The sequence below is a fragment of the Acinetobacter sp. DMC2 genome, from assembly GCF_056314305.1.
Genome location: NZ_JBQUYP010000005.1, coordinates 295,989 through 315,860, shown reverse-complemented (window position 1 = coordinate 315,860; position 19,872 = coordinate 295,989). Strand labels below are relative to the sequence as shown.

18 protein-coding genes are annotated in these 19,872 nt (G+C 40.0%); 13 read left to right on the top strand and 5 right to left on the bottom strand.

Annotation, left to right across the window (positions count from 1 at the left end):
- Window positions 1-88 precede the first annotated feature (88 nt).
- On the top strand, window positions 89-526 hold the full coding sequence (locus ACT53H_RS12825) for a DUF2147 domain-containing protein (protein WP_002121971.1): 438 nt from the start codon (window positions 89-91) through the stop codon (window positions 524-526).
- Between the two features lie 38 nt (window positions 527-564).
- Here ACT53H_RS12825 and ACT53H_RS12820 read toward each other — a convergent pair whose 3' ends face one another.
- A complete protein-coding gene (locus tag ACT53H_RS12820; protein WP_476009338.1) occupies window positions 565-915 on the bottom strand; it encodes an arsenate reductase in 351 nt (116 codons plus the stop codon).
- 455 nt (window positions 916-1,370) lie between these two features.
- Window positions 1,371-2,195 (bottom strand): exodeoxyribonuclease III, encoded by an 825-nt coding sequence (locus tag ACT53H_RS12815; RefSeq protein ID WP_312821281.1) that lies wholly within the window; start codon window positions 2,193-2,195, stop codon window positions 1,371-1,373.
- A gap of 38 nt (window positions 2,196-2,233) precedes the next feature.
- Here ACT53H_RS12815 and pyrE point away from each other — a divergent pair, with 38 nt between their 5' ends.
- Window positions 2,234-2,884 (top strand): orotate phosphoribosyltransferase, encoded by a 651-nt coding sequence (pyrE, locus tag ACT53H_RS12810; protein WP_000211305.1) that lies wholly within the window; start codon window positions 2,234-2,236, stop codon window positions 2,882-2,884.
- 232 nt (window positions 2,885-3,116) lie between these two features.
- Entirely contained in the window at window positions 3,117-3,311 is a 195-nt protein-coding gene (locus tag ACT53H_RS12805; protein ID WP_174728127.1) for a hypothetical protein, read from the top strand.
- Window positions 3,312-3,537: 226 nt separating this feature from the next.
- Here ACT53H_RS12805 and ACT53H_RS12800 read toward each other — a convergent pair whose 3' ends face one another.
- Both ACT53H_RS12800 and ACT53H_RS12795 read right to left on the bottom strand, forming a co-directional pair.
- The gene (locus tag ACT53H_RS12800) at window positions 3,538-5,727 is read right to left on the bottom strand and encodes a TonB-dependent receptor (protein ID WP_476009337.1); all 2,190 of its coding nucleotides are present in this window, start codon (window positions 5,725-5,727) and stop codon (window positions 3,538-3,540) included.
- A 230-nt stretch (window positions 5,728-5,957) separates the two neighbouring features.
- A complete protein-coding gene (locus ACT53H_RS12795; protein WP_002122004.1) occupies window positions 5,958-6,170 on the bottom strand; it encodes a DUF1737 domain-containing protein in 213 nt (70 codons plus the stop codon).
- A gap of 160 nt (window positions 6,171-6,330) precedes the next feature.
- Between ACT53H_RS12795 and gshB the strand changes: the two genes are divergently transcribed.
- From gshB to lpxC, 8 genes are all read left to right on the top strand, one after another.
- On the top strand, window positions 6,331-7,275 hold the full coding sequence (gene gshB / locus ACT53H_RS12790) for a glutathione synthase (protein ID WP_151767064.1): 945 nt from the start codon (window positions 6,331-6,333) through the stop codon (window positions 7,273-7,275).
- Window positions 7,276-7,512: 237 nt separating this feature from the next.
- Window positions 7,513-8,610, top strand: coding sequence for an undecaprenyldiphospho-muramoylpentapeptide beta-N-acetylglucosaminyltransferase (gene murG / locus ACT53H_RS12785; protein ID WP_005300613.1), 1,098 nt, complete (start codon window positions 7,513-7,515; stop codon window positions 8,608-8,610).
- 11 nt (window positions 8,611-8,621) lie between these two features.
- Entirely contained in the window at window positions 8,622-10,070 is a 1,449-nt protein-coding gene (gene murC / locus ACT53H_RS12780) for a UDP-N-acetylmuramate--L-alanine ligase (RefSeq protein ID WP_003654096.1), read from the top strand.
- Window positions 10,071-10,106: 36 nt separating this feature from the next.
- Complete coding sequence (locus ACT53H_RS12775) at window positions 10,107-11,033, top strand: D-alanine--D-alanine ligase (RefSeq protein ID WP_005300616.1); 927 nt, start codon at window positions 10,107-10,109, stop codon at window positions 11,031-11,033.
- A 2-nt stretch (window positions 11,034-11,035) separates the two neighbouring features.
- Window positions 11,036-11,890, top strand: a complete 855-nt coding sequence (locus ACT53H_RS12770) for a cell division protein FtsQ/DivIB (protein WP_005300619.1) — start codon at window positions 11,036-11,038, stop codon at window positions 11,888-11,890.
- 60 nt (window positions 11,891-11,950) lie between these two features.
- Window positions 11,951-13,213: a cell division protein FtsA gene (gene ftsA, locus ACT53H_RS12765; protein ID WP_004790064.1), complete on the top strand. Its 1,263-nt coding sequence runs from the start codon at window positions 11,951-11,953 to the stop codon at window positions 13,211-13,213.
- Between the two features lie 164 nt (window positions 13,214-13,377).
- Entirely contained in the window at window positions 13,378-14,553 is a 1,176-nt protein-coding gene (gene ftsZ / locus ACT53H_RS12760; protein ID WP_016139861.1) for a cell division protein FtsZ, read from the top strand.
- A 110-nt stretch (window positions 14,554-14,663) separates the two neighbouring features.
- On the top strand, window positions 14,664-15,566 hold the full coding sequence (gene lpxC, locus ACT53H_RS12755; protein ID WP_004790060.1) for a UDP-3-O-acyl-N-acetylglucosamine deacetylase: 903 nt from the start codon (window positions 14,664-14,666) through the stop codon (window positions 15,564-15,566).
- A 97-nt stretch (window positions 15,567-15,663) separates the two neighbouring features.
- Here lpxC and ACT53H_RS12750 read toward each other — a convergent pair whose 3' ends face one another.
- A complete protein-coding gene (locus tag ACT53H_RS12750) occupies window positions 15,664-16,104 on the bottom strand; it encodes a DciA family protein (RefSeq protein WP_016142756.1) in 441 nt (146 codons plus the stop codon).
- Between the two features lie 107 nt (window positions 16,105-16,211).
- On the opposite strand from ACT53H_RS12750, the gene ACT53H_RS12745 reads away from it, so the two are divergent.
- Window positions 16,212-16,904: a M23 family metallopeptidase gene (locus tag ACT53H_RS12745; RefSeq protein WP_174729038.1), complete on the top strand. Its 693-nt coding sequence runs from the start codon at window positions 16,212-16,214 to the stop codon at window positions 16,902-16,904.
- 249 nt (window positions 16,905-17,153) lie between these two features.
- Window positions 17,154-19,871, top strand: a complete 2,718-nt coding sequence (gene aceE, locus ACT53H_RS12740) for a pyruvate dehydrogenase (acetyl-transferring), homodimeric type (protein WP_174759042.1) — start codon at window positions 17,154-17,156, stop codon at window positions 19,869-19,871.
- The last annotated feature ends 1 nt before the right edge of the window (window position 19,872 follow it).

Genomic DNA, 19,872 nt, shown 5'->3' with positions numbered 1-19,872 from the left:
TTACACGAAACAGTCACATTCAAAAATTGCAATATCTTTGCGACTTCTGAATACTAAAAATCTTGAAAGACCCAAGGATATTACAAAAATGAAAAAAATTGCTTTAGCTTTAGGACTCATTGGTATGGCTGCATTTGCCAATGCGGCTGATTCACTCAATGGAACGGTATGGAAAACGATTGATGATCAGACCAACAAGCCAAAAGCCGTAGTGAAATTTACGGAACAGAAGGACGGAACCTTAACTGCAACCATTCAAAACATTTTGACACCAGGCGAAGAAAACGCTTGTACAAAATGTGAAGGTCCGTATAAAAACAAACCACTTAAAGGTGTCACCATTGTACATAATTTAAAAAATGTAGGTGGTAACAGTTATGAAAACGGTACGATTTTAGACCCAAAATCAGGTAAAACTTACAAACTGAAAGGTGAGTTAACTGATGGCGGTAAAAAGCTTAAACTACGTGGTTATATTGGCGTTTCTGCACTTGGTCGTAACCAAACATGGATTCGCGCTAACTAAAAGTTTTAATAAAAAAACGAGCCGTATGGCTCGTTTTTTTATGCTTGGATGTTTTGATAGGTAGATTCATCAAAACCTACAATGAAACCTTGTGAGGTTTGTAAAACTGGTCTTTTAATTAAACTTGGTTGAGCAATGAGTGCTTCAATAAGGTTATCTTCACTGCTTAAAGCACGATTTTGTTCTTCTTCTGAAAGCTTGCGCCAAGTCGTTCCTTTTTTATTGAGAACTGTATCTTGCCCAATTTCTTTTAACCAGATCTTTAGAGTATCTGCATCAATGCCTTGTTTTTTATAATCATGAAAATCGTAGCTCAAACCTTTAGCTTGCAAAGCATCAAATGCTTTTTTCATTGAATTACAGTTTTTAATTCCATAAATTTTTAACATTTTATCGGACCATGTCAAAAAGAGAGAGCACACAGCCTAACCCAAAAAGCTTTTAAGCACTACTTTATACCCATACTTTTAAAACAAATGAAAATTAATGATTAATCGAAAAAGAAATGTCATGTTATTGTCATAAGACAAGGTAATAATGAGCTTAATAAGAAGAAGTTAAAACTAAAAGAACTTAGCGCAAAAAATAAGAGACTAAAAAAGAGAAAACCCGCATTTAATCATCCTGATCATGCGGGTCTCATTTCAACGTCCAATGTCACATCCTTGCAAATAAACTTATCATAAGTTTATTTTATCTTCCTACGGCGTCCTATCCTTTTGCGTCATCCTGACTGCGTCCTTGTGCCGTGGGGCTATAATGCCGTTAAAGCTGTGTAAGAAAAATACTCAAAAACGACATATGCTGTAAGCGAAAACGACAATGCAAGTGAACACTCGTTCACTTACTCTTGAATTTTATAGTCGATAATTACTGGTGCATGATCGCTAAACCATTGATCTTTAAAGACCCAAGCGTTGGTTGTGCGTGCTTTCCAGTCTGGTGAGCATGCATGATAGTCAATACGCCACCCTACATTTTTTGCACGAGCTTGGCCGCGATTTGACCACCATGAATAAAGTTCTGCTTCTGGGCGAACGATACGGAATGTATCAACATAGCCAAGTTCATCGTAAATATGGTCAAGCCATGCACGCTCATGGGGTAAACAACCAGATGATTTTTGGTTACCCGACCAGTTTTTAATATCAATACGTTTATGAACAATGTTGTAGTCACCACAAATGATGACTGACTTATTTTCATCACGCCATTGTTTCAAGATTTTTGCGTATTCACCTAAAAATAAATCTTTACGTGCTTGCGCTTCTTCACCACTTGAGCCTGAAGGTAAGTATAATGAGGCAATATGTACCGGATGTGACAAACCTAAATCGAATTCCGCAGAAATAAAGCGGCCTTGACTGTCAGCCAGCTCAAACCCTAAACCATCTTTAATCGAGACGAAGGGTAGGCGGCTATATATCGCAGTCCCCGCATAACCTGCACGCTCTGCTGGAAAGAGATGGGTATGCCATCCTTCGGGTCTAAATTTTTCAGTCCATTGTTCATGGGTAATGCGGCTTTCCTGCATGCATACGACATCGGCATCTGATTGTTCTAACCATTCAAGTAAGCCTTTCGTTACTGAAGAACGTAAGCCATTTACGTTAATGGAAACGACTCGAAGAATTTTTACATCACTTGGATACTGATCCTTTGGTATCATGCGAAAGTTTAACCTCAATTGTGAATTTGGAGCACCTCATGACAACGCCTGTGTCATTTCACCCGCAAGCATTTATCGAACTCGCATTATCACGCGGTGTGCTTAAATTTGGTGAGTTTACTTTAAAATCTGGACGCGTGAGTCCTTATTTTTTTAATGCAGGCCTACTCAACGATGGTGAAGCTTTATCTCTTTTAGCGCAAGGCTATGCCGATAAATTAACACAATGTGAAAATGTTGATGTGATTTTTGGACCAGCTTACAAAGGGATTCCGTTTGTAGCAGCGACTGCTGTTGCTTTGTCGCAAGTCCATAACAAAAGTGTGCCATGGGGCTTTAATCGTAAAGAAGCGAAAGATCATGGTGAAGGCGGTGTATTAGTTGGTGCTGCGGTTGAAGGTAAAAAAGTCTGGATTATTGATGACGTAATTACCGCAGGTACTGCTATTCGTGAAGTGGTAACGATTTTGAAAAATGCTGGTGCAACTATTGCGGGTGTTTTGGTGGCATTAGATCGTCAAGAACGTGGTCAAGGTGAGCTTTCAGCAATTCAAGAAGTTCAAAAAGAATTAGAAATTCCTGTGCATGCCCTAATTACCATGAAAGATTTAATGGATTATTTAGAAGCGAAAGGTGAAAAAGAAGCGCTAGCAAATATGCAAGCTTATCGCGAAAAGTATGGAATCTAATTTTTAATAATTTAAAAAAGGAAGCGATGGCTTCCTTTTTTTATAATTTAATCAAATTATTGAGTTGGTTAAATAATGGTGGTGGAGCGTGAACAATCATAAAAAAACTGTTCCAATGCGCTGAAACCTAGAACGGATTAGACTAAGATTTTGATGTTAAAATGAAAATTTAAAGTATTTTGTATAAGCTGTCTTATGTTAATTTTAGAAATATTTAATTGATGGGAATAATATGACTAAACAGCCAGAGTGGATAATACAGGGCAAAAGTATCAAACAATTAATTAAAGAATTAGAATCTTTCGAGGATCAAAATTTATTAGTTGAGCTATCTTTTGATGATGGAGAAACATCTAAACCTATAAGCTTAGTTAGTAAAATTGATGGAAAATGTATGTTACTGAACTGTGAAAACTCAACGGAGTAAGTTTTCCATTTAATATAATGGGACCTTATGCGAAATCCTATAATTTTATTTATTTAAAATCTTTTACATCCCACGTCATGCCCAATTTGTCTTGTTGACCTTGTTTAGTCATCACCAATTGCGAAACAGAAGCCCTAGCAAATATGCAAGCTTATCGCGAAAAATACGGTATCTAAAAATAAAAAGGCATACCTCTAAATAGGGTATGCCTTTTTAATATTTTTATTTAAAACTGATAATTCAAACGCAATAGCACATTACGTGGTGTGCCTGGCATGCTATCTGAACGCCAGTACTCTTTATTGGTTAGATTATTCACCGCAAGTGTGACGTTCCATGGGTTAGCACTATAACCAATCGCGGCATCGACACGGTTAAAGCCTTCCATTTTTACTTGATTATTAAGATTTGGATAATACGAACCTACATACGTTACACCCACCTCGGTATACCACTGCTCGGTTGGTAAATAACGAACAAATAAATTACCCGTGTTTTTAGATGTATTTGCTAAATAGTTACCTTCTTGTTCAGGTTTTTGTTTCTCTTCTTTTACTTTTGCATCTGTGTAGCCATAACCACCACGGACAAAGACATTATCAAGTACGCGGCCAATAAAACTAAATTCAAGACCACGAGATTGATGCTGACCAGCAGTTGCCCATACTTCTGGTTCTTCATTAGGCTTTGGTTTATAGCGGATATTATTTTTACGAATATCAAAGACAGAAAATTGAGTATTTAAACGACTATCTAACCATTCACTTTTTACCCCAATTTCGTATTGCTCGTTATATTGAGGTTCTTTATCCATTTTTTCGACATCAGTGCTTCCAGTGACTTGGTTAACACCCATTTGTCCGCCAAATGGTGCAAAGCTCTTAGAGTAAGACGTGTAAAAACTATGTTCAGGAAGCGGTTGCCATACCAAACCAACATTTGGGCTAAAGCTACCATCTTTTACGTTACGGTGTTCATTAGTTAACTTGTTGGTGGTTGAAAAATCGAAGTAGTCGTAGCGGACACCCATCATCAGTTTAAGTTGGTCATTTAGACCAATTAAATCCTGAATAAATATGCCGTAAGTGGTGCCTTCATTATAGTTATGCTGACTAATTTTTAATGGGCCATTGCCACGGCTGTACTCTCGTTCACCAGTGATTGGATTAACGTAACCATAAATGGCTGACCCATTTTGAGTTTTATTGGCTAAACGTGGCTCTCGCTGTTCATAAGTCCAGTCTGTACCCATCATGATTTGATGTTCAAGTTGGCCTGTTTTGAACTTGCCCTTAATATCAAATGTATTGGTGGTGGTCTTATTGCTGGTTTGTTGCCAGTAGTAAATTTGGTCGATGTAACCTTTTTTAGTACAAGACTCATCCTTTGAGTTTTTTCCATCTAACCCACAATACGTTCCAAAGTAAAAGTGATCAAAGTTCTGTTCTGCTTGTCGATAACTTGCTGCCCAGTGGAAGTTCCAATCAGGCGCATATTGATAATTCACATCGGTACGCACAACTTGCAAAATATCATCAATATAATCGCCCTCTTGGGCAAATCCCATTTTAATTGAAGTTCCCGCAGGCAGAATGTCATGTGATGGACCACGATCAGGTACACGACCTAATTTGTCATAGGTATATTGCGTGGTCCAAGTGAGTGTTCCATCGTCATTTTTATAAGTGAAACTTGGTGAAAACATTTCAATCTTATTTTCAATGCCAGAGCGGAAGCTGCCTGACTCGCCATATTCTCCAGTTAAACGTACTGCTAGATTGTCATTAAGTACTTGGTTGATGTCAGCCGTTGTTCCGTAGTTATCATATGAACCAGCGTACGCACCAACTGAACTTTTAGAGACAAAATTGGCGAACTTACTCACCATATTCACAACACCGCCGCCAGCACTACGGCCATATAAAACAGAGGCGGGGCCTTTTAAAATTTCAATACGTTCGATATTTGCTGTACTACGACGTACTTGTCCGCTTTCACGTATGCCATCGCGGTAAATATCACCTGTATCAGCACCAAAACCACGAATCGTGATCCCATCACCGCGCATATCATAACTGGTTGATACGCCAGGGGTGCCTTGCAGCATAACGCTTAAATCATTTGATCCATAAATTTTATATTTCTGTACATCAATGGTATCAACGGTTTGAGGAATATCTTTTTTGTCTAAACCATTGCGTGTGACATTGGCCTTGTCATAGTCGATATAACTTTTAATTGGGTCGAGTTCACTCATGGCCTCAATTTTTATGGTGGGCATGGTAGCTGCCACTTTCGATGACGAGTCAATCAAGTCTTCTGCGTAGGCACCTTGAATATTCAAGATCATTAGACTGAGTAAGCTCAGCGGGAAAAGACGCTTAATTTGGGGAGATGGTATAGAAATTCTTAACATAAAAATAAAATCAATTAACAAAAATAAAAGTATAAATGATAATTATAATCATTTAATTGTTTAGAATAAAAGAACTATTACCTTAAAAAATGACATATTTATTTTTTAATAACTATTTTTTAGGAATGTAATGAGTAAATTAAGCAAACTATGTGAATTAACTCATTAGTTTTTCTTGTTAATTGAGTTTTGGAGAGGGGCTTTTGTCGATTAAAAGCACCCTTCTGGAATTACGCGTTATTTTTGAGGACATCTAAAATATCCATTTCTGGATCATAATTCTCGTCAATTGTTTTGCAAATTGCTTGTCCAACAATGACATGCGTGCCATTAAAGGTCATGGTTGGCGCTTCATATAATTCCCAACCATGATTCAGTGCTTTAGTCACTCTTGCACAAAAAGCAGAGTCATCAGGACCAGTTAAATAGCGATAAAGTTTCATGTTTAGCCTTTAAAAATAATATTTTATGCTCATAGTTTAACTGAATTTACTTAAATTCCAGATCAAGAAATAACAGATAAGGTTTTACTGAAATTAAGAAAAACCAGTGAAAAATCTCAGCTATACTCATGTTAATTTAAATTTTAAGAAGAGCTTGAGCATGCGTGTACTTGTCGTCATGGATCCGATTGAAACCGTAAACCTTAAAAAGGATTCAACCATGGCAATGTTGTGGGCGGCGAGCCGTCGTGGACATGAATTAGGTTATGCATTACAGCAAGATTTATATATCGATCAAGGTAAGGCTTACGGTCTAATTTCACCGTTAAAAGTCTTTGAAGATTACAATCATTACTATGAGCTTGGCGAAAAGAAAAAAGAATCTATCGCAGCTTATGATGTAGTACTCATGCGTAAAGATCCGCCATTTGACATGAATTTTGTCTACACGACTTACGTGCTTGAGCAAGCTGAGCGTGAAGGTTCATGGATTATTAATAAGCCTCAATCATTGCGTGATTGCAACGAAAAACTTTTTGCAACGCAATTTCCAGAGCTACAAGTACCTACACTTGTGACATCACAGCAAAGTTTAATTCGTGAATTTATTAAAGAACATGGTGATGTGATTGTTAAGCCGCTTGATGGTATGGGCGGTATGGGGATTTTCCGTTTATACCAAGATGGTGTAAACATTGGTTCTACCTTAGAAATGCTGACAGAGCTAGGCAATCGTCCAATTATGGCTCAGCGCTATATTCCTGAAATTGTAGAAGGGGATAAGCGTATTTTAATGGTGAATGGCGAACCTATTCCTTACTGTCTAGCCCGTATTCCACAAAATGGTGAAGTGCGCGGTAACTTGGCGGCAGGTGGTTTAGGCCAAGCGCGTCCGCTTACTGAAAACGATAAGCTGATTGCAGCTAAAATTGGCCCTTTCTTACGCGAAAAAGGTTTGATTTTTGTAGGCTTAGATGTAATTGGTAATTATGTCACTGAAATTAATGTCACTAGCCCAACCTGTATTCGTGAAATTGATGCTCAATTTGGTACATCAATTGCAGATGATCTATTTGATGTATTAGAAGCTGGTCGTTCAGCTTAATTAGTTATTTCAGGTGGTTTTCCGCGGTATTTATGGGAAATCACCTGAAAATATATGAATTAATAAAATAACAATACTAAATACACCACAGCTTTGTAGGCATATTTTCAAAAAAGCACATCTTTCTGTTATAAACGAGTGAAATTAGCTTTTCGTTAATGAAGCTTTAGGATTAAAATAAACGGCTACAAAAATAGATGACAATTTCCATTGTTTTTTGAGTTGAAGAATTAGACCGTGACCGATTCACAGCAAAGCAAACCTAAACATGTCATGATGATGGCTGCCGGTACAGGTGGACATGTTTTTCCAGCCCTCGCCGTAGCCAAAAAACTTCAACAACAAGGTTGTCAGGTTTCATGGTTAGCCACGCCAACAGGTATGGAAAACCGATTATTAAAAGATCAAAATATTCCAATATATCAAATTGATATTCAAGGTGTTCGTGGCAATGGATTAGTCCGTAAAATTGCCGCACCTTTTAAAATTTTAAAAGCTACTTTAAGCGCAATGCGTTATATGAAACAGCTTAAAGTTGATGCAGTTGCAGGCTTTGGCGGTTATGTTGCAGGCCCAGGTGGTTTGGCAGCGCGTTTGTTAGGTATTCCTGTACTTATTCACGAACAAAATGCGGTTGCTGGTTTTACCAATGCGCAGTTGTCTCGTGTTGCTAAAGTCGTGTGTGAAGCATTTCCAAATACATTTCCTGCTGGTGGAAAAGTCGTTACAACAGGAAATCCTGTTCGTCATGAAATCACAGATATTTTAAGCCCAAAGTGGCGTTATGATGAGCGTGCGCAAGCAGGGCAGCCTCTAAATATTCTAATTGTTGGTGGTTCTTTAGGTGCAAAAGCACTTAATGAACGCTTACCTCCAGCATTAAAACAATTACAAGTTCCACTTAATATTTTTCACCAGTGCGGTCAACAACAAGTTGAGGCAACTCAAGCACTCTATGCAGATGCTCCAGCTAATTTAACCGTACACGTTTTGCCGTTTATTGAAGATATGGCAAAGGCTTATAGTGAGGCAGATTTAATTATTTGCCGAGCTGGAGCACTCACGGTAACAGAAGTTGCAACAGCAGGTGTGGCCGCAGTTTTTGTGCCACTTCCTATAGCAGTTGATGACCATCAAACTGCAAATGCCAAATTTCTGGCGGATTTCGGTGCTGCAAAAATTTGTCAGCAATCGACTATGACACCAGATGTTCTAAATGAATTGTTCACTTCGCTGATGAACCGCCAGTTACTTACAGAAATGGCAGTGAAAGCGCGTCAACATGCCCAACCAAATGCGACTCAGCATGTGGTTGATCTTATCCAAAAAATGTAATCGGATTTACTATGTCTCCATCAACAGCTGCGAACCAAGCAAAAAAACTGATTAAAGTGCCTGAAATGCGCCGTATCAAACACATTCATTTTGTGGGGATCGGCGGTGCTGGGATGTGTGGCATTGCAGAGGTATTGGGTAACCAAGGTTATAAAATTTCCGGTTCAGACATTAAAGCATCTAAAACTACAGAACAATTAGAGCAAAATGGCATCAAGGTTTATATTGGCCATCAAGCGGAAAATATTAAAAATGCCAATGTGCTTGTAGTTTCAACAGCGATTGATCCAGAAAATCCGGAAATTAAAGCAGCGATTGAGCAACGTACTCCAATCGTACGCCGCGCAGAGATGCTAGGTGAGCTTATGCGTTACCGTCATGGTATTGCTGTAGCTGGTACACATGGTAAAACGACAACCACAAGTCTTTTAACGACTATGTTAGCTGAAGAAAACCTTGATCCAACTTATGTTATTGGTGGTTTACTTAATAGTACAGGCGTAAATGCTGCATTAGGTGAAAGCCGTTTCATCGTAGCTGAAGCCGATGAATCAGATGCATCTTTCCTTTATTTGCAACCAATGGCAGCGATTGTAACGAATATCGATGCTGACCATATGGACACCTATGAAGGTAGTTTTGATAAATTAAAAGATACGTTTGTACAGTTCCTTCATAACTTACCATTTTATGGTTTGGCTGTTGTTTGTGGTGATGACGCTAACATTCGTGAAATTATGCCGCGTGTAGGCCGTCCAGTCATTACCTATGGTTTTAACGAAGACAACGACATTCGCGCAATTGATGTTGAACAAGATGGCATGCGTTCACACTTCACCGTGTTACGTAAAGGTCGTGAGCCGCTACGTTTAACAATTAATCAACCAGGCATGCATAATATTTTGAATGCTTTGGCTGCTATTGGTGTTGCGACTGATGAAGGTGTTTCTGATGACGCAATTAGCCGTGCTTTAGCAGGATTTAGTGGTGTTGGTCGTCGCTTCCAAGTACAAGGCGAATTCGAACTTGCCGATGGTAACGTTAAGTTAGTTGATGACTATGGACACCATCCGAAAGAAGTAGAAGCAACTATTAAAGCTGCTCGTCAGAGCCATCCAGATCGTCGTTTGGTGATGTTGTTCCAGCCACACCGTTACTCTCGTACCCGCGATTGTTTTGACGACTTTATTGAAGTGCTTTCTCAGGTCGATCAATTATTATTATTGGAAGTTTATCCTGCCGGTGAAAAGCCTATTGTAGGTGCAGACAGCCGTACTCTAGCGCGTAGTATTCGTTTACGTGGACAGGTTGAACCGATTTTGGTTGATCCGGTTGAAGGTAATTTGCAAAACATCATGCAAAATGTGTTACAACCAAATGACTTGTTATTAACGCAAGGTGCGGGTAACGTGGGAGCAATTTCTGTAGAACTTGCACAACACCATTTGTATGTGAAATAAACAAAAATATTGAATTATCGGGTTAAGGATTTAAACGTGTCAAATGCTACAAAATTCGGCAAAGTTGCCGTGCTATTTGGTGGGAAATCGGCTGAGCGTGCTGTGTCTTTAGATAGTGGTCAGGCAGTTCTGGATGCTTTATTGCGTTCAGGTGTTCAGGCTGAAGCATTTGATCCGCAAGACCGCAGTGTGACTGAACTTGTAAATTATGATCGTGCATTTATTGTATTGCATGGTCGTGGTGGTGAAGATGGCCAGATTCAAGGCGTGCTTGAATGGTTGAATCTGCCTTATACAGGAACTGGTGTGCAAGGTTCTGCGATTGGCATGGATAAAGTCAAAACCAAGCAAATCTGGCAAGGTAGTGATTTACCTACAGCGCCATATCGCATTATTACTAAAGAAACAGATTTAGATGCGGTGATTGCTGAGTTAGGCTTACCTGTCATTATCAAACCTGTACATGAAGGCTCAAGTGTCGGCATGAGTAAGGTTGAGAAAGCAGAAGATTTTGCAGCTGCAATTGAGAAGGCGACTCAGCACGATGCTGTTGTGATGGCAGAAAAGTGGATCACAGGTCGTGAATTCACAATCTCATTCCTAAATGGTCAGCCTTTACCGGTTATTCGTTTACAGCCACCAGCAGATGTTGCTTTCTACGACTACGAAGCGAAATATCAACGTAATGATGTAGAGTATGGTATTCCTTGCGGTCTAAGTGAGACAGAAGAGAAGAACCTACAAGCATTGTGCTTACGTGCTTTTCAGGCAGTTGGTGCAGAAAGCTGGGGCCGTATTGATGCGATGCAGGATGAGCAGGGTAATTTCTGGCTTTTAGAAGTAAACACTGTGCCAGGTATGACCAGCCACTCTTTAGTTCCAAAAGCTGCGAAAGCTGTTGGCTATAGTTTTGATGAATTGTGTGTTGCCATTCTTGAGCAAACATTGGAAGGTACGGCTTAAATATGGCACAACTTCCGGCTTCCATGCGCCGTAAACGTGCGGCCATCACCTCTATTCATGATAAACCACCTACACGTAAGCAGAAGCTTGCAAATGCTGGTGGATGGGTGCTGTTGGTTATTGCTTTTGTAGTGCTGGCAGTCGGAATTTATGGGCTATATAAAGTTATTACAGATGCAACAGTTGCAAAGCTAGAGGTTGTGGGGTCGACGTCTTCAGTTGAAACCCAACAAGTGATGCAGCATGTTGCTCCAATTATAAAAGCGAATTATTTCACATCTGATTTAGAACAGATTCGAGATAAAACATTAGAAATTTCGTGGGTAGACCGAGTTGTCGTTTCTCGTGCTTGGCCCAATGGTATTCGTGTTCGTGTCATGCCTCGACATGCCATCGCCCGTTGGGGAACAGGTCGCTTGTTAAGCGATGGAGGCGATGTATTCAGTGAGGCAGAGCCGACTATTCATCCTGAGCTTCCGTTACTCCATGGTCCGGTAAGCCAGTCGAAAATGATGATGCGACGCTATAATGAAATCAATCAATTATTCCACCCTGCCAATTTGCGTCTAAAAGAGTTATATCTGACGGAGCGAATGACTTGGTTTATGCAGTTTGACTCAGGTTTACGAATTATTGTTGACCAAGATCAAACAATGAATAAGTTGCAACGTTTAAGCCATCTGGCACAATCTGACTTAAAACCGGTGTGGTCGAAAATCTCAGCCATTGATTTGCGATATCGTAATGGATTATCTATTCAATGGAAGAACGCAACACCACCTAAAATTGTGAATGGTCAGTTTGTTGTAACGATTGATGACACAAGCATTGCAGGTGGAACAAAAGCAAAGCCATAATACGTGGCTTTAAAATAGGCAATTTGCCTGGTATTAAACAACAAAGAAATGGTATGAGTGATGAATGAAGCTGTTCCCTCAGTTGTTGCGATTGACATTGGGACGCATAAAGTTTCAGTTTTGATTGGAAAAATTCATGCGCCGGATAACATTCAAGTTATCGGTATGGCAACTGCTCGCAATCGTGGCATGAATAAAGGAAAAATCGTAAGCCTCGATAAAGTTATCGCTGCGATTAAAAATGCTGTCGCTGAAGCGGAAAATATGGCCGAATGTCGCATTCATAGCGCATGGGTATCGATTCCGAGTACCGAGTTGCAAAGTTTTTATGCCTCTGGCCGCACACCAGTTGCTAATCCAGCACATGTTATTACAACAAATGAAGTCGTGCGCGCGTTAGAATTGGCAAAAGCAAGTCATGTGACTTCTGATTACTATTTAGCAAGTGCAGTGCCGTTAGGCTTTGAATTGGGTGATTCTGCTGAATGGGTGCAGAATCCAATTAACATGACTGCCCATAGTATGACCGGACATTATCAGTTAATGATGATGCCGATTGCGACTATGCAAAACCTTGATCGCGCTATGAAAGGTGCAAATATCGGGGTTGAAAAAATGGTGGTATCTTGTCTGGCAACCGCTGAGGCAAGCTTGCTTAAAGATGAAAAAGAGTATGGTGTTTGTCTAGTCGATATTGGCGCAGGCATTACCAATCTTGCAGTTTATTTAGATGGACGTTTGGCTCTGGCACGTACATTGCAACGCGGTGGTGAGCACGTTACGCGTGATATTGCTGCTGTATTGCAAACTACAACAGAAGAAGCTGAGCGTATTAAAATTCTATATGGTTGTGTCGATTTAAGTGCTGTTAAGCCAGATCACATGATTCAGGTAGAAGGAATTGATGGCCCTCAAACTATTAGTCGAATTGAGTTGTCAGAAATTATTATTGCCCGCTATGAAGAGATCTTTAGCCAGATTCGCGATGAACTCGAAAACAGCGGTGCAATTCATGGTTTATACCATGGTGTAGTGTTGACAGGGGATGCTTGTCAAATCGAAGGTATGGTGAGTTTGGCTCGCCGTATGTTGGGGGTATCTGCCCATTTGGGTAATCCGCCGTTACAGGTTTATGCTGATGATCAACATCAGGCAGCATTACGTCGTTCGATGTATGCAACAGCAGCTGGTTTGCTCATGTTTAGCCAAAGTGAGTTGCAAGAAGCTGTTGAAGAGCCTGAAGAGGCAAATGACCGTTCGGTATGGGAGCGAATGGTAAATGGCTGGAATGCATTTAATAGCAAGCTAAAAGCCATTTTTTAGGATGTATGGATTTATTGGTAGAATTGTTAGGAAGTTGTAAGAGAAAACCACTGTACTTGACAAGGTTTGTATTGCACAGCATTCTTAAAATTAGTTATTTTTGAAAATCAAGGCAGTATACGGGCTGAAGTGACTGCCATAATGTATTAGGAACCCTAAAGGTCATGGCCTCATTTGAATTTATAGAAGATGAACTAAACGATGGCAACGGTCAAGCCCGTTTCACTGTATTTGGTGTAGGTGGTGGTGGCGGTAATGCCGTTCAACATATGGTGCAGTCTGATATTCAAGGTGTTAAATTCGTTTGTGCCAATACAGACAAACAAGCACTAGACTGTATGAATGCACCTTTCAAAATTCAGTTAGGCGAGCAAAGTACGCGTGGTTTAGGTGCTGGTGCTAACCCTGAAGTTGGGCAAGTTGCAGCAGAAGAAAGCCGTGAAATTATTCGTCACCATCTTGAAGGTACGGATATGGTGTTCGTTACCGCTGGTATGGGTGGTGGTACGGGTACGGGCGCGGCACCTGTCGTGGCTGAAGTTGCCAAAGAAATGGGTATTTTGACCGTTGGTGTTGTAACAACTCCATTTAACTTTGAAGGCCGTCGCCGTTTAAAATCTGCTGAACGCGGTATTGAAGCGCTTGAAGCACATGTTGATTCATTGATTATTATCCCGAACCAGCGCTTACTTAGCGTATATGGCGATATTTCAATGAAAGATGCTTATAAAAAAGCTGATGATGTATTGTTAAATGCTGTACGTAGTATCTTTGACCTTGTTGTAAACCGTGGTCACATTAACCTTGACTTCGCCGATTTGAAAACTGCAATGAGTACTCGTGGTTACGCAATGATGGGTGCTGGTTTAGGTCGTGGTGAAGATCGTGCACGTCAAGCAGCTGAACAGGCTATTCGTAGTCCATTGCTTGATAACGTAAATATTATTAATGCTAAAGGTGTGTTGATTAACATTACTGGCGGTGATGATATTACGTTACGCGAAACTGAAATCATTACTGATGTTGTGAACCAGATTGTTGACCTTGATGAAGGTGAAATTTTCTACGGTACAGTATTTGATCCAGATGCGCGTGATGAATTACGTGTAACAGTGATTGCGACTGGTTTAACTCGTAATGCAGCAGATGCAGAACCGAGAAAACGTAATACAGTAAGTCATGCATCGTCTCAAGCGGCTCAATCTGTTGATGAAGATGACGTTCCTGCTATTAATAAGCGTCAAAATGCAGACAATGAAGTGAGTAGCAACGCAAGTTCTTCTCCACGTTCTTCTCCGATGAGTATTCAAGATTACTTGAAAAATCAGCAACGTAAGTAAAAAATTATTAAATTTAAAAAAAGGCAGTGTTTAAACACTGCCTTTTTTTGTTTTTGATCAATGACTAAATATGCTAACGTATAGCGGTTTTAAAAAAGAAGTTACAAAGCATGGTGAAACAACGTACTCTCAATCGTGTGGTAAAAGCGAGTGGAATAGGTCTTCATAGCGGTCAAAAAGTGATGATCAATTTCATTCCACATACCGCGGATGGAGGTATTGTATTTCGTCGTATCGATTTAGACCCGCCCGTTGAAATCCATGCAAATGCTTTGCTCATTCAGGAAGCTTTCATGTGCTCCAATTTAGTGATTGGAGATATAAAAGTTGGAACGATTGAGCATGTAATGAGCGCAATTGCAGGTTTAGGAATTGATAACCTTATTGTTGAAGTATCTGCGTCCGAAGTTCCGATTATGGATGGAAGCGCCGGCCCGTTTATTTACCTCTTAATGCAAGGTGGATTGCGTGAGCTAGATGCACCGAAAAAATTTATAAGAATATTAAAACCAGTTGAAGCATTAATAGATGATAAAAAAGCGATTTTTAGCCCACATAATGGTTTCCAGTTAAATTTTACGATTGATTTTGACCATCCGGCATTTGCTAAAGAATATCAATCTGCGACTATCGACTTTTCTACTGAAACTTTTGTATATGAAGTCAGTGAAGCTCGTACTTTTGGTTTTATGAAAGATCTCGATTATCTCAAAGCAAATAACTTAGCCTTGGGTGCAAGTTTAGATAATGCCATTGGTGTAGATGACACAGGTGTTGTGAACGAAGAAGGCTTACGTTTCGCTGACGAATTTGTGAGACATAAGATTTTGGATGCAGTAGGTGATTTGTATTTACTTGGTCATCAAATTATTGCCAAGTTTGATGGCTATAAATCGGGACATGCTTTAAATAATCAGTTGTTACGCAATGTTCAAAGTGATCCGAGTAATTATGAAATTGTAACATTTAATGACGAGAATGAATGTCCAATTCCATATGTCAGTGTGACATAAGTCATTGTCTTTACTTGGCTACGTTATATTGTAACGTTTAAAAGTGTGATTATTATCACATAATAAGAACGATTCTAATTAAGAAATAGAAAGCTCATCATTTTTTATTGCTTGCCAAACGTAGTAAAGCTTGGCTAAGCTTAGGGTCGCTCACAAAGTCGGCTGCACTACGTAACATTTCTTGTGTTTCCGGGGGGATGGGTTTAGATGGCTCAGATGAGGGTGCATTTGGAATATTTTTATTTCTCAAGCGAACCTGAATTCTTTGTAAGTCTTTTAGCCCTTCAAGTTGAGATAATTTAGATACATATTGGTTCTGTAAATAACTGAGTTGACTAATCATCGCCTGATTTTCACCAGTAATGATTAAAGAACCATTTTGATAACACACGACCTGCCATTGTTCCGGTTGGGGCAATAAGGGTTGGATTATTTTCGTAAGTCTTTGCCATTGCGCGACTTGCGTTGTTAGAAACGTAAGGTTTCCTGTTTTTATGTGTTTTCCGGTTTGTTGAAAAACGTTATCGGGTTTAGACATGGATCATTCTCGGATAGATTCTTGTCTTCATCTTAAGCGTTCATTTCGATTGATATCAAGGAAGAGATCATAAGGAACTTGAGTAAGAACAGTTTCAAGAGGTTTTTATGCACACGCGTCGTATTTTATTAGCGTTTTCACTTGCCGCTTCGGCAGCATCAGTTGCTTTTGCAGATTATCAAACAATTAACCAATCTACTGATTCAGATCGATTGGAACAACTATCAAAAACGTTATCTCAAGGTTCATATACCCATCCTGATGATTTAGATCTTCCGGCAAGTGCGAAAGTTTCAGTGACCTTACGCCAAAAAACGGTTGAGCTCAACAATGAATCGCTCGCAAAAAAATATGGCAATGCGAGCGCAAAGAATTCTTTTAATACCTCTTCTTCAAATGCTTACTCTTGGTTAGTTTCTCATCCTCTTCCTGATACTGTACGAGTTTCTTCAAACTTCGGTGGTCGCACTATGGGCGGTCGTGCAGAACATCATGGTGGTTTAGATATGGCTGCTCCGAGTGGCACGCCAATTTATGCAACAGGCCCAGGTATTGTAACGAAATCTGGCTGGGGTACTGGCTATGGTCAATATGTTGAAATTAACCATGGTAATGGTTACTTAACACGTTATGCTCATGCTTCGCGTTTAATGGTACGTGTAGGCGACCAAGTATCTGCTGGTGAACATATTGCCAATGTAGGCTGTACTGGTCGCTGTACTGGCCCACATTTGCACTACGAAGTAGTAAAAGATGGTCAACGTAAGAATCCAACTACTTACTTGGCGATGCTTCCTTAAAAGTATATTTAAAAAGTTAAGGTTATTAAATTTATGAATCTGAAATTAGCCTAAACCTTTTTTAACGTAAATATTGTATAAAAAAACGCCATTATTGGCGTTTTTTTGTTATTTTGTTTAATGCTCGGTCAATGACTATTCATTCAGAAAATAATAGGCCCCCCTCACATTCACCCGTGGCAATAACTAGAGAGGGGTAAAACGTGGTAAAAATACAAAGTAGATTAAAGAACAAGGAACAGGTGAATTATGGCGTTTTACGGTGACTCCGATGCACAAGAAACCCAAGAGTGGCAAGATGCATTCGATTCAGTTTTACAACATATGGGAACTGAGCGCGCAGCATTCTTATTGGAAAAACTTTACCAACAAGCAATTGCTAAGCATGTTCCAATTCAACGTCTCAATACACCTTACTTAAATACAATTTCTGTTGAAGAACAACCTGCAATGCCAGGCGACCAAGATATGGAACGCCGTATTCGTGCATTGATTCGTTGGAATGCCTTAGCAATGGTACTTCGTGCGAATAAAACAGGTGATGATTTAGGTGGACACTTGGCGAGTTTCGCATCAAGTGCAACATTATATGACGTAGGTTTTAACCATTTCTTCCGCGCAAACAGCGATAGCTTTGGCGGAGATATGATTTATTACCAAGGACACTGTGCTCCTGGTATTTATGCACGTTCATTCCTTGAAGGACGTTTAACTGAAGAACAGTTAAGTAATTTCCGCCGTGAAGTTGGCGGTAACGGTTTACCAAGCTATCCACATCCATATTTAATGCCGGACTATTGGCAATTCCCAACTGTATCAATGGGTCTTGGTCCAATCATGTCAATTTATCAAGCACACATTCAAAAGTATTTGATGAACCGTGGCTTGATCAAAGAAGAAAATCGTAAAGTCTGGGCTTATCTTGGCGATGGTGAGATGGATGAGCCAGAAAGTACTGGTGCAATTTCACTTGCTGGTCGTGAAAAACTTGATAACTTGATCTGGGTTGTTAACTGTAACTTACAGCGTCTAGATGGTCCTGTACGTGGTAACGGTAAAATCATTCAAGAATTGGAATCTTTATTCCGTGGTGCGGGCTGGCGTGTCATTAAAGTGGTATGGGGCCGTCATTGGGATCCGCTACTTGCAAAAGACAACACAGGCGCTTTAAAAGCGGTAATGGAAGAAACTGTTGATGGTGAATACCAACGCTATCAAGTGAAAGGTGGTGCATATACACGTGAGAAATTCTTTGGCAAGTATCCAGAAGCTGCGGAACTTGTAAAAGATTTAAGCGATGAAGACATCGATAATCTTAACCGTGGTGGTCATGACCCTTATAAAGTTTTTGCTGCTTACGCAGAAGCAATGAAAGCCAAAGGTCAACCAACAGTTATTCTTGCGAAAACTGTTAAAGGTTATGGTTTATCTGAAGAAATTGAAGCGGTGAATAAAACTCACCAAATCAAAAAAATGCAGATCGACTCTCTAAAATATGTACGTGACCGTTTTAACCTGCCATTTACAGATGATAAATTAGAAGAGCTTCCATTCTATCGCCCAAGTGAAAACTCTCCAGAAATGAAGTACATGAAGGCGCGTCGTGAAGCATTAGGTGGTTATCTACCTGCACGTCGTAAAGAGAGTGAAATTTTAGCGATTCCTGAATTATCTGTATTTGATGCAGTATTAAACGGTTCAGGTGGTAAAGAGCAATCTACCACTATGGTGATGGTTCGTTTAATTGCTGCTTTACTTAAAGAAAAAGCAATTAAAGACCGCGTAGTGCCAATCGTTCCAGATGAAGCACGTACATTTGGTTTAGAAGGTATGTTCCGTCAGCTTGGTATTTATGCTGCTCACGGTCAAAAATATACCCCAGAAGACCAAGAACAGTTAATGCATTACCGTGAAGCAAGTGACGGTCACATGCTTCAAGAAGGGATTAACGAAGCTGGTGCCATGAGCGCATGGGCTGCGTTGGCAACAAGTTATTCAACGAATAACTTGCCAATGATTCCAATGTACATGTACTACTCAATGTTTGGTTTCCAACGTATTGGTGACATTGCGTGGGCTGCGGGCGATGCACAAGCTCAAGGTTTCTTGTTGGGTGCAACTGCTGGTCGTACCACATTGAACGGTGAAGGTTTACAGCACCAAGATGGTCATTCACATATCTTGGCGAATACGATTCCAAACTGTGTATCTTATGACCCATGTTTCGGTTACGAATTAGCTGTAATCGTTCATGACGGTTTACAACGTATGTATGTGAACCAAGAGCGTGTGTTCTATTACTTAACTGTAATGAACGAAAACTACGAGCATCCTGCAATGCCTGAAGGTGCTGAGGAAGGCATTAAACGTGGTATGTACTTGTTCGAAAAAGATGAAAAAGCAACTGTTCAATTACTTGGTTCAGGTGTAATTCTTCGTGAAGTGATCAAAGCTGCGAAAATCTTACGTGATGAATATCAAATCCATTCAAACGTTTGGAGTGTAACAAGCTTCAATGAATTGTCGCGTGATGGTATGGCATGTGAAGAATACAACCGCTTACACCCACTTACTGAAGAAGTAAAAGAGTCTTGGGTATCTAAACAGTTACGTGGTACAGAAGGTATTGTTGTTTCAGCAACAGACCATATGCGTGCGTATAGCGAACAAATCCGTGCTTATCTTCCAGATGGTCGCCCATTTGTTGCGTTGGGTACAGATGGCTATGGTCGCTCAGATACACGTGCTAACTTACGTAGTTTCTTTGGTGTTGACGCTGCACATATCGTTGTTGCTACTTTGAAAAAATTAGCTGACGAAGGTGAAGTCGATGCACGTTTAGTTAAAGATGCAATTTCTAACTTTGAATTAGACACTGATCGTCCAGTGGCATGGGCTCCACAAGCACATCCAGAAGTTCAGGCAGTTGCTGAATACAATGAAGCGCAAACAGGTGAGGGGAACTAAG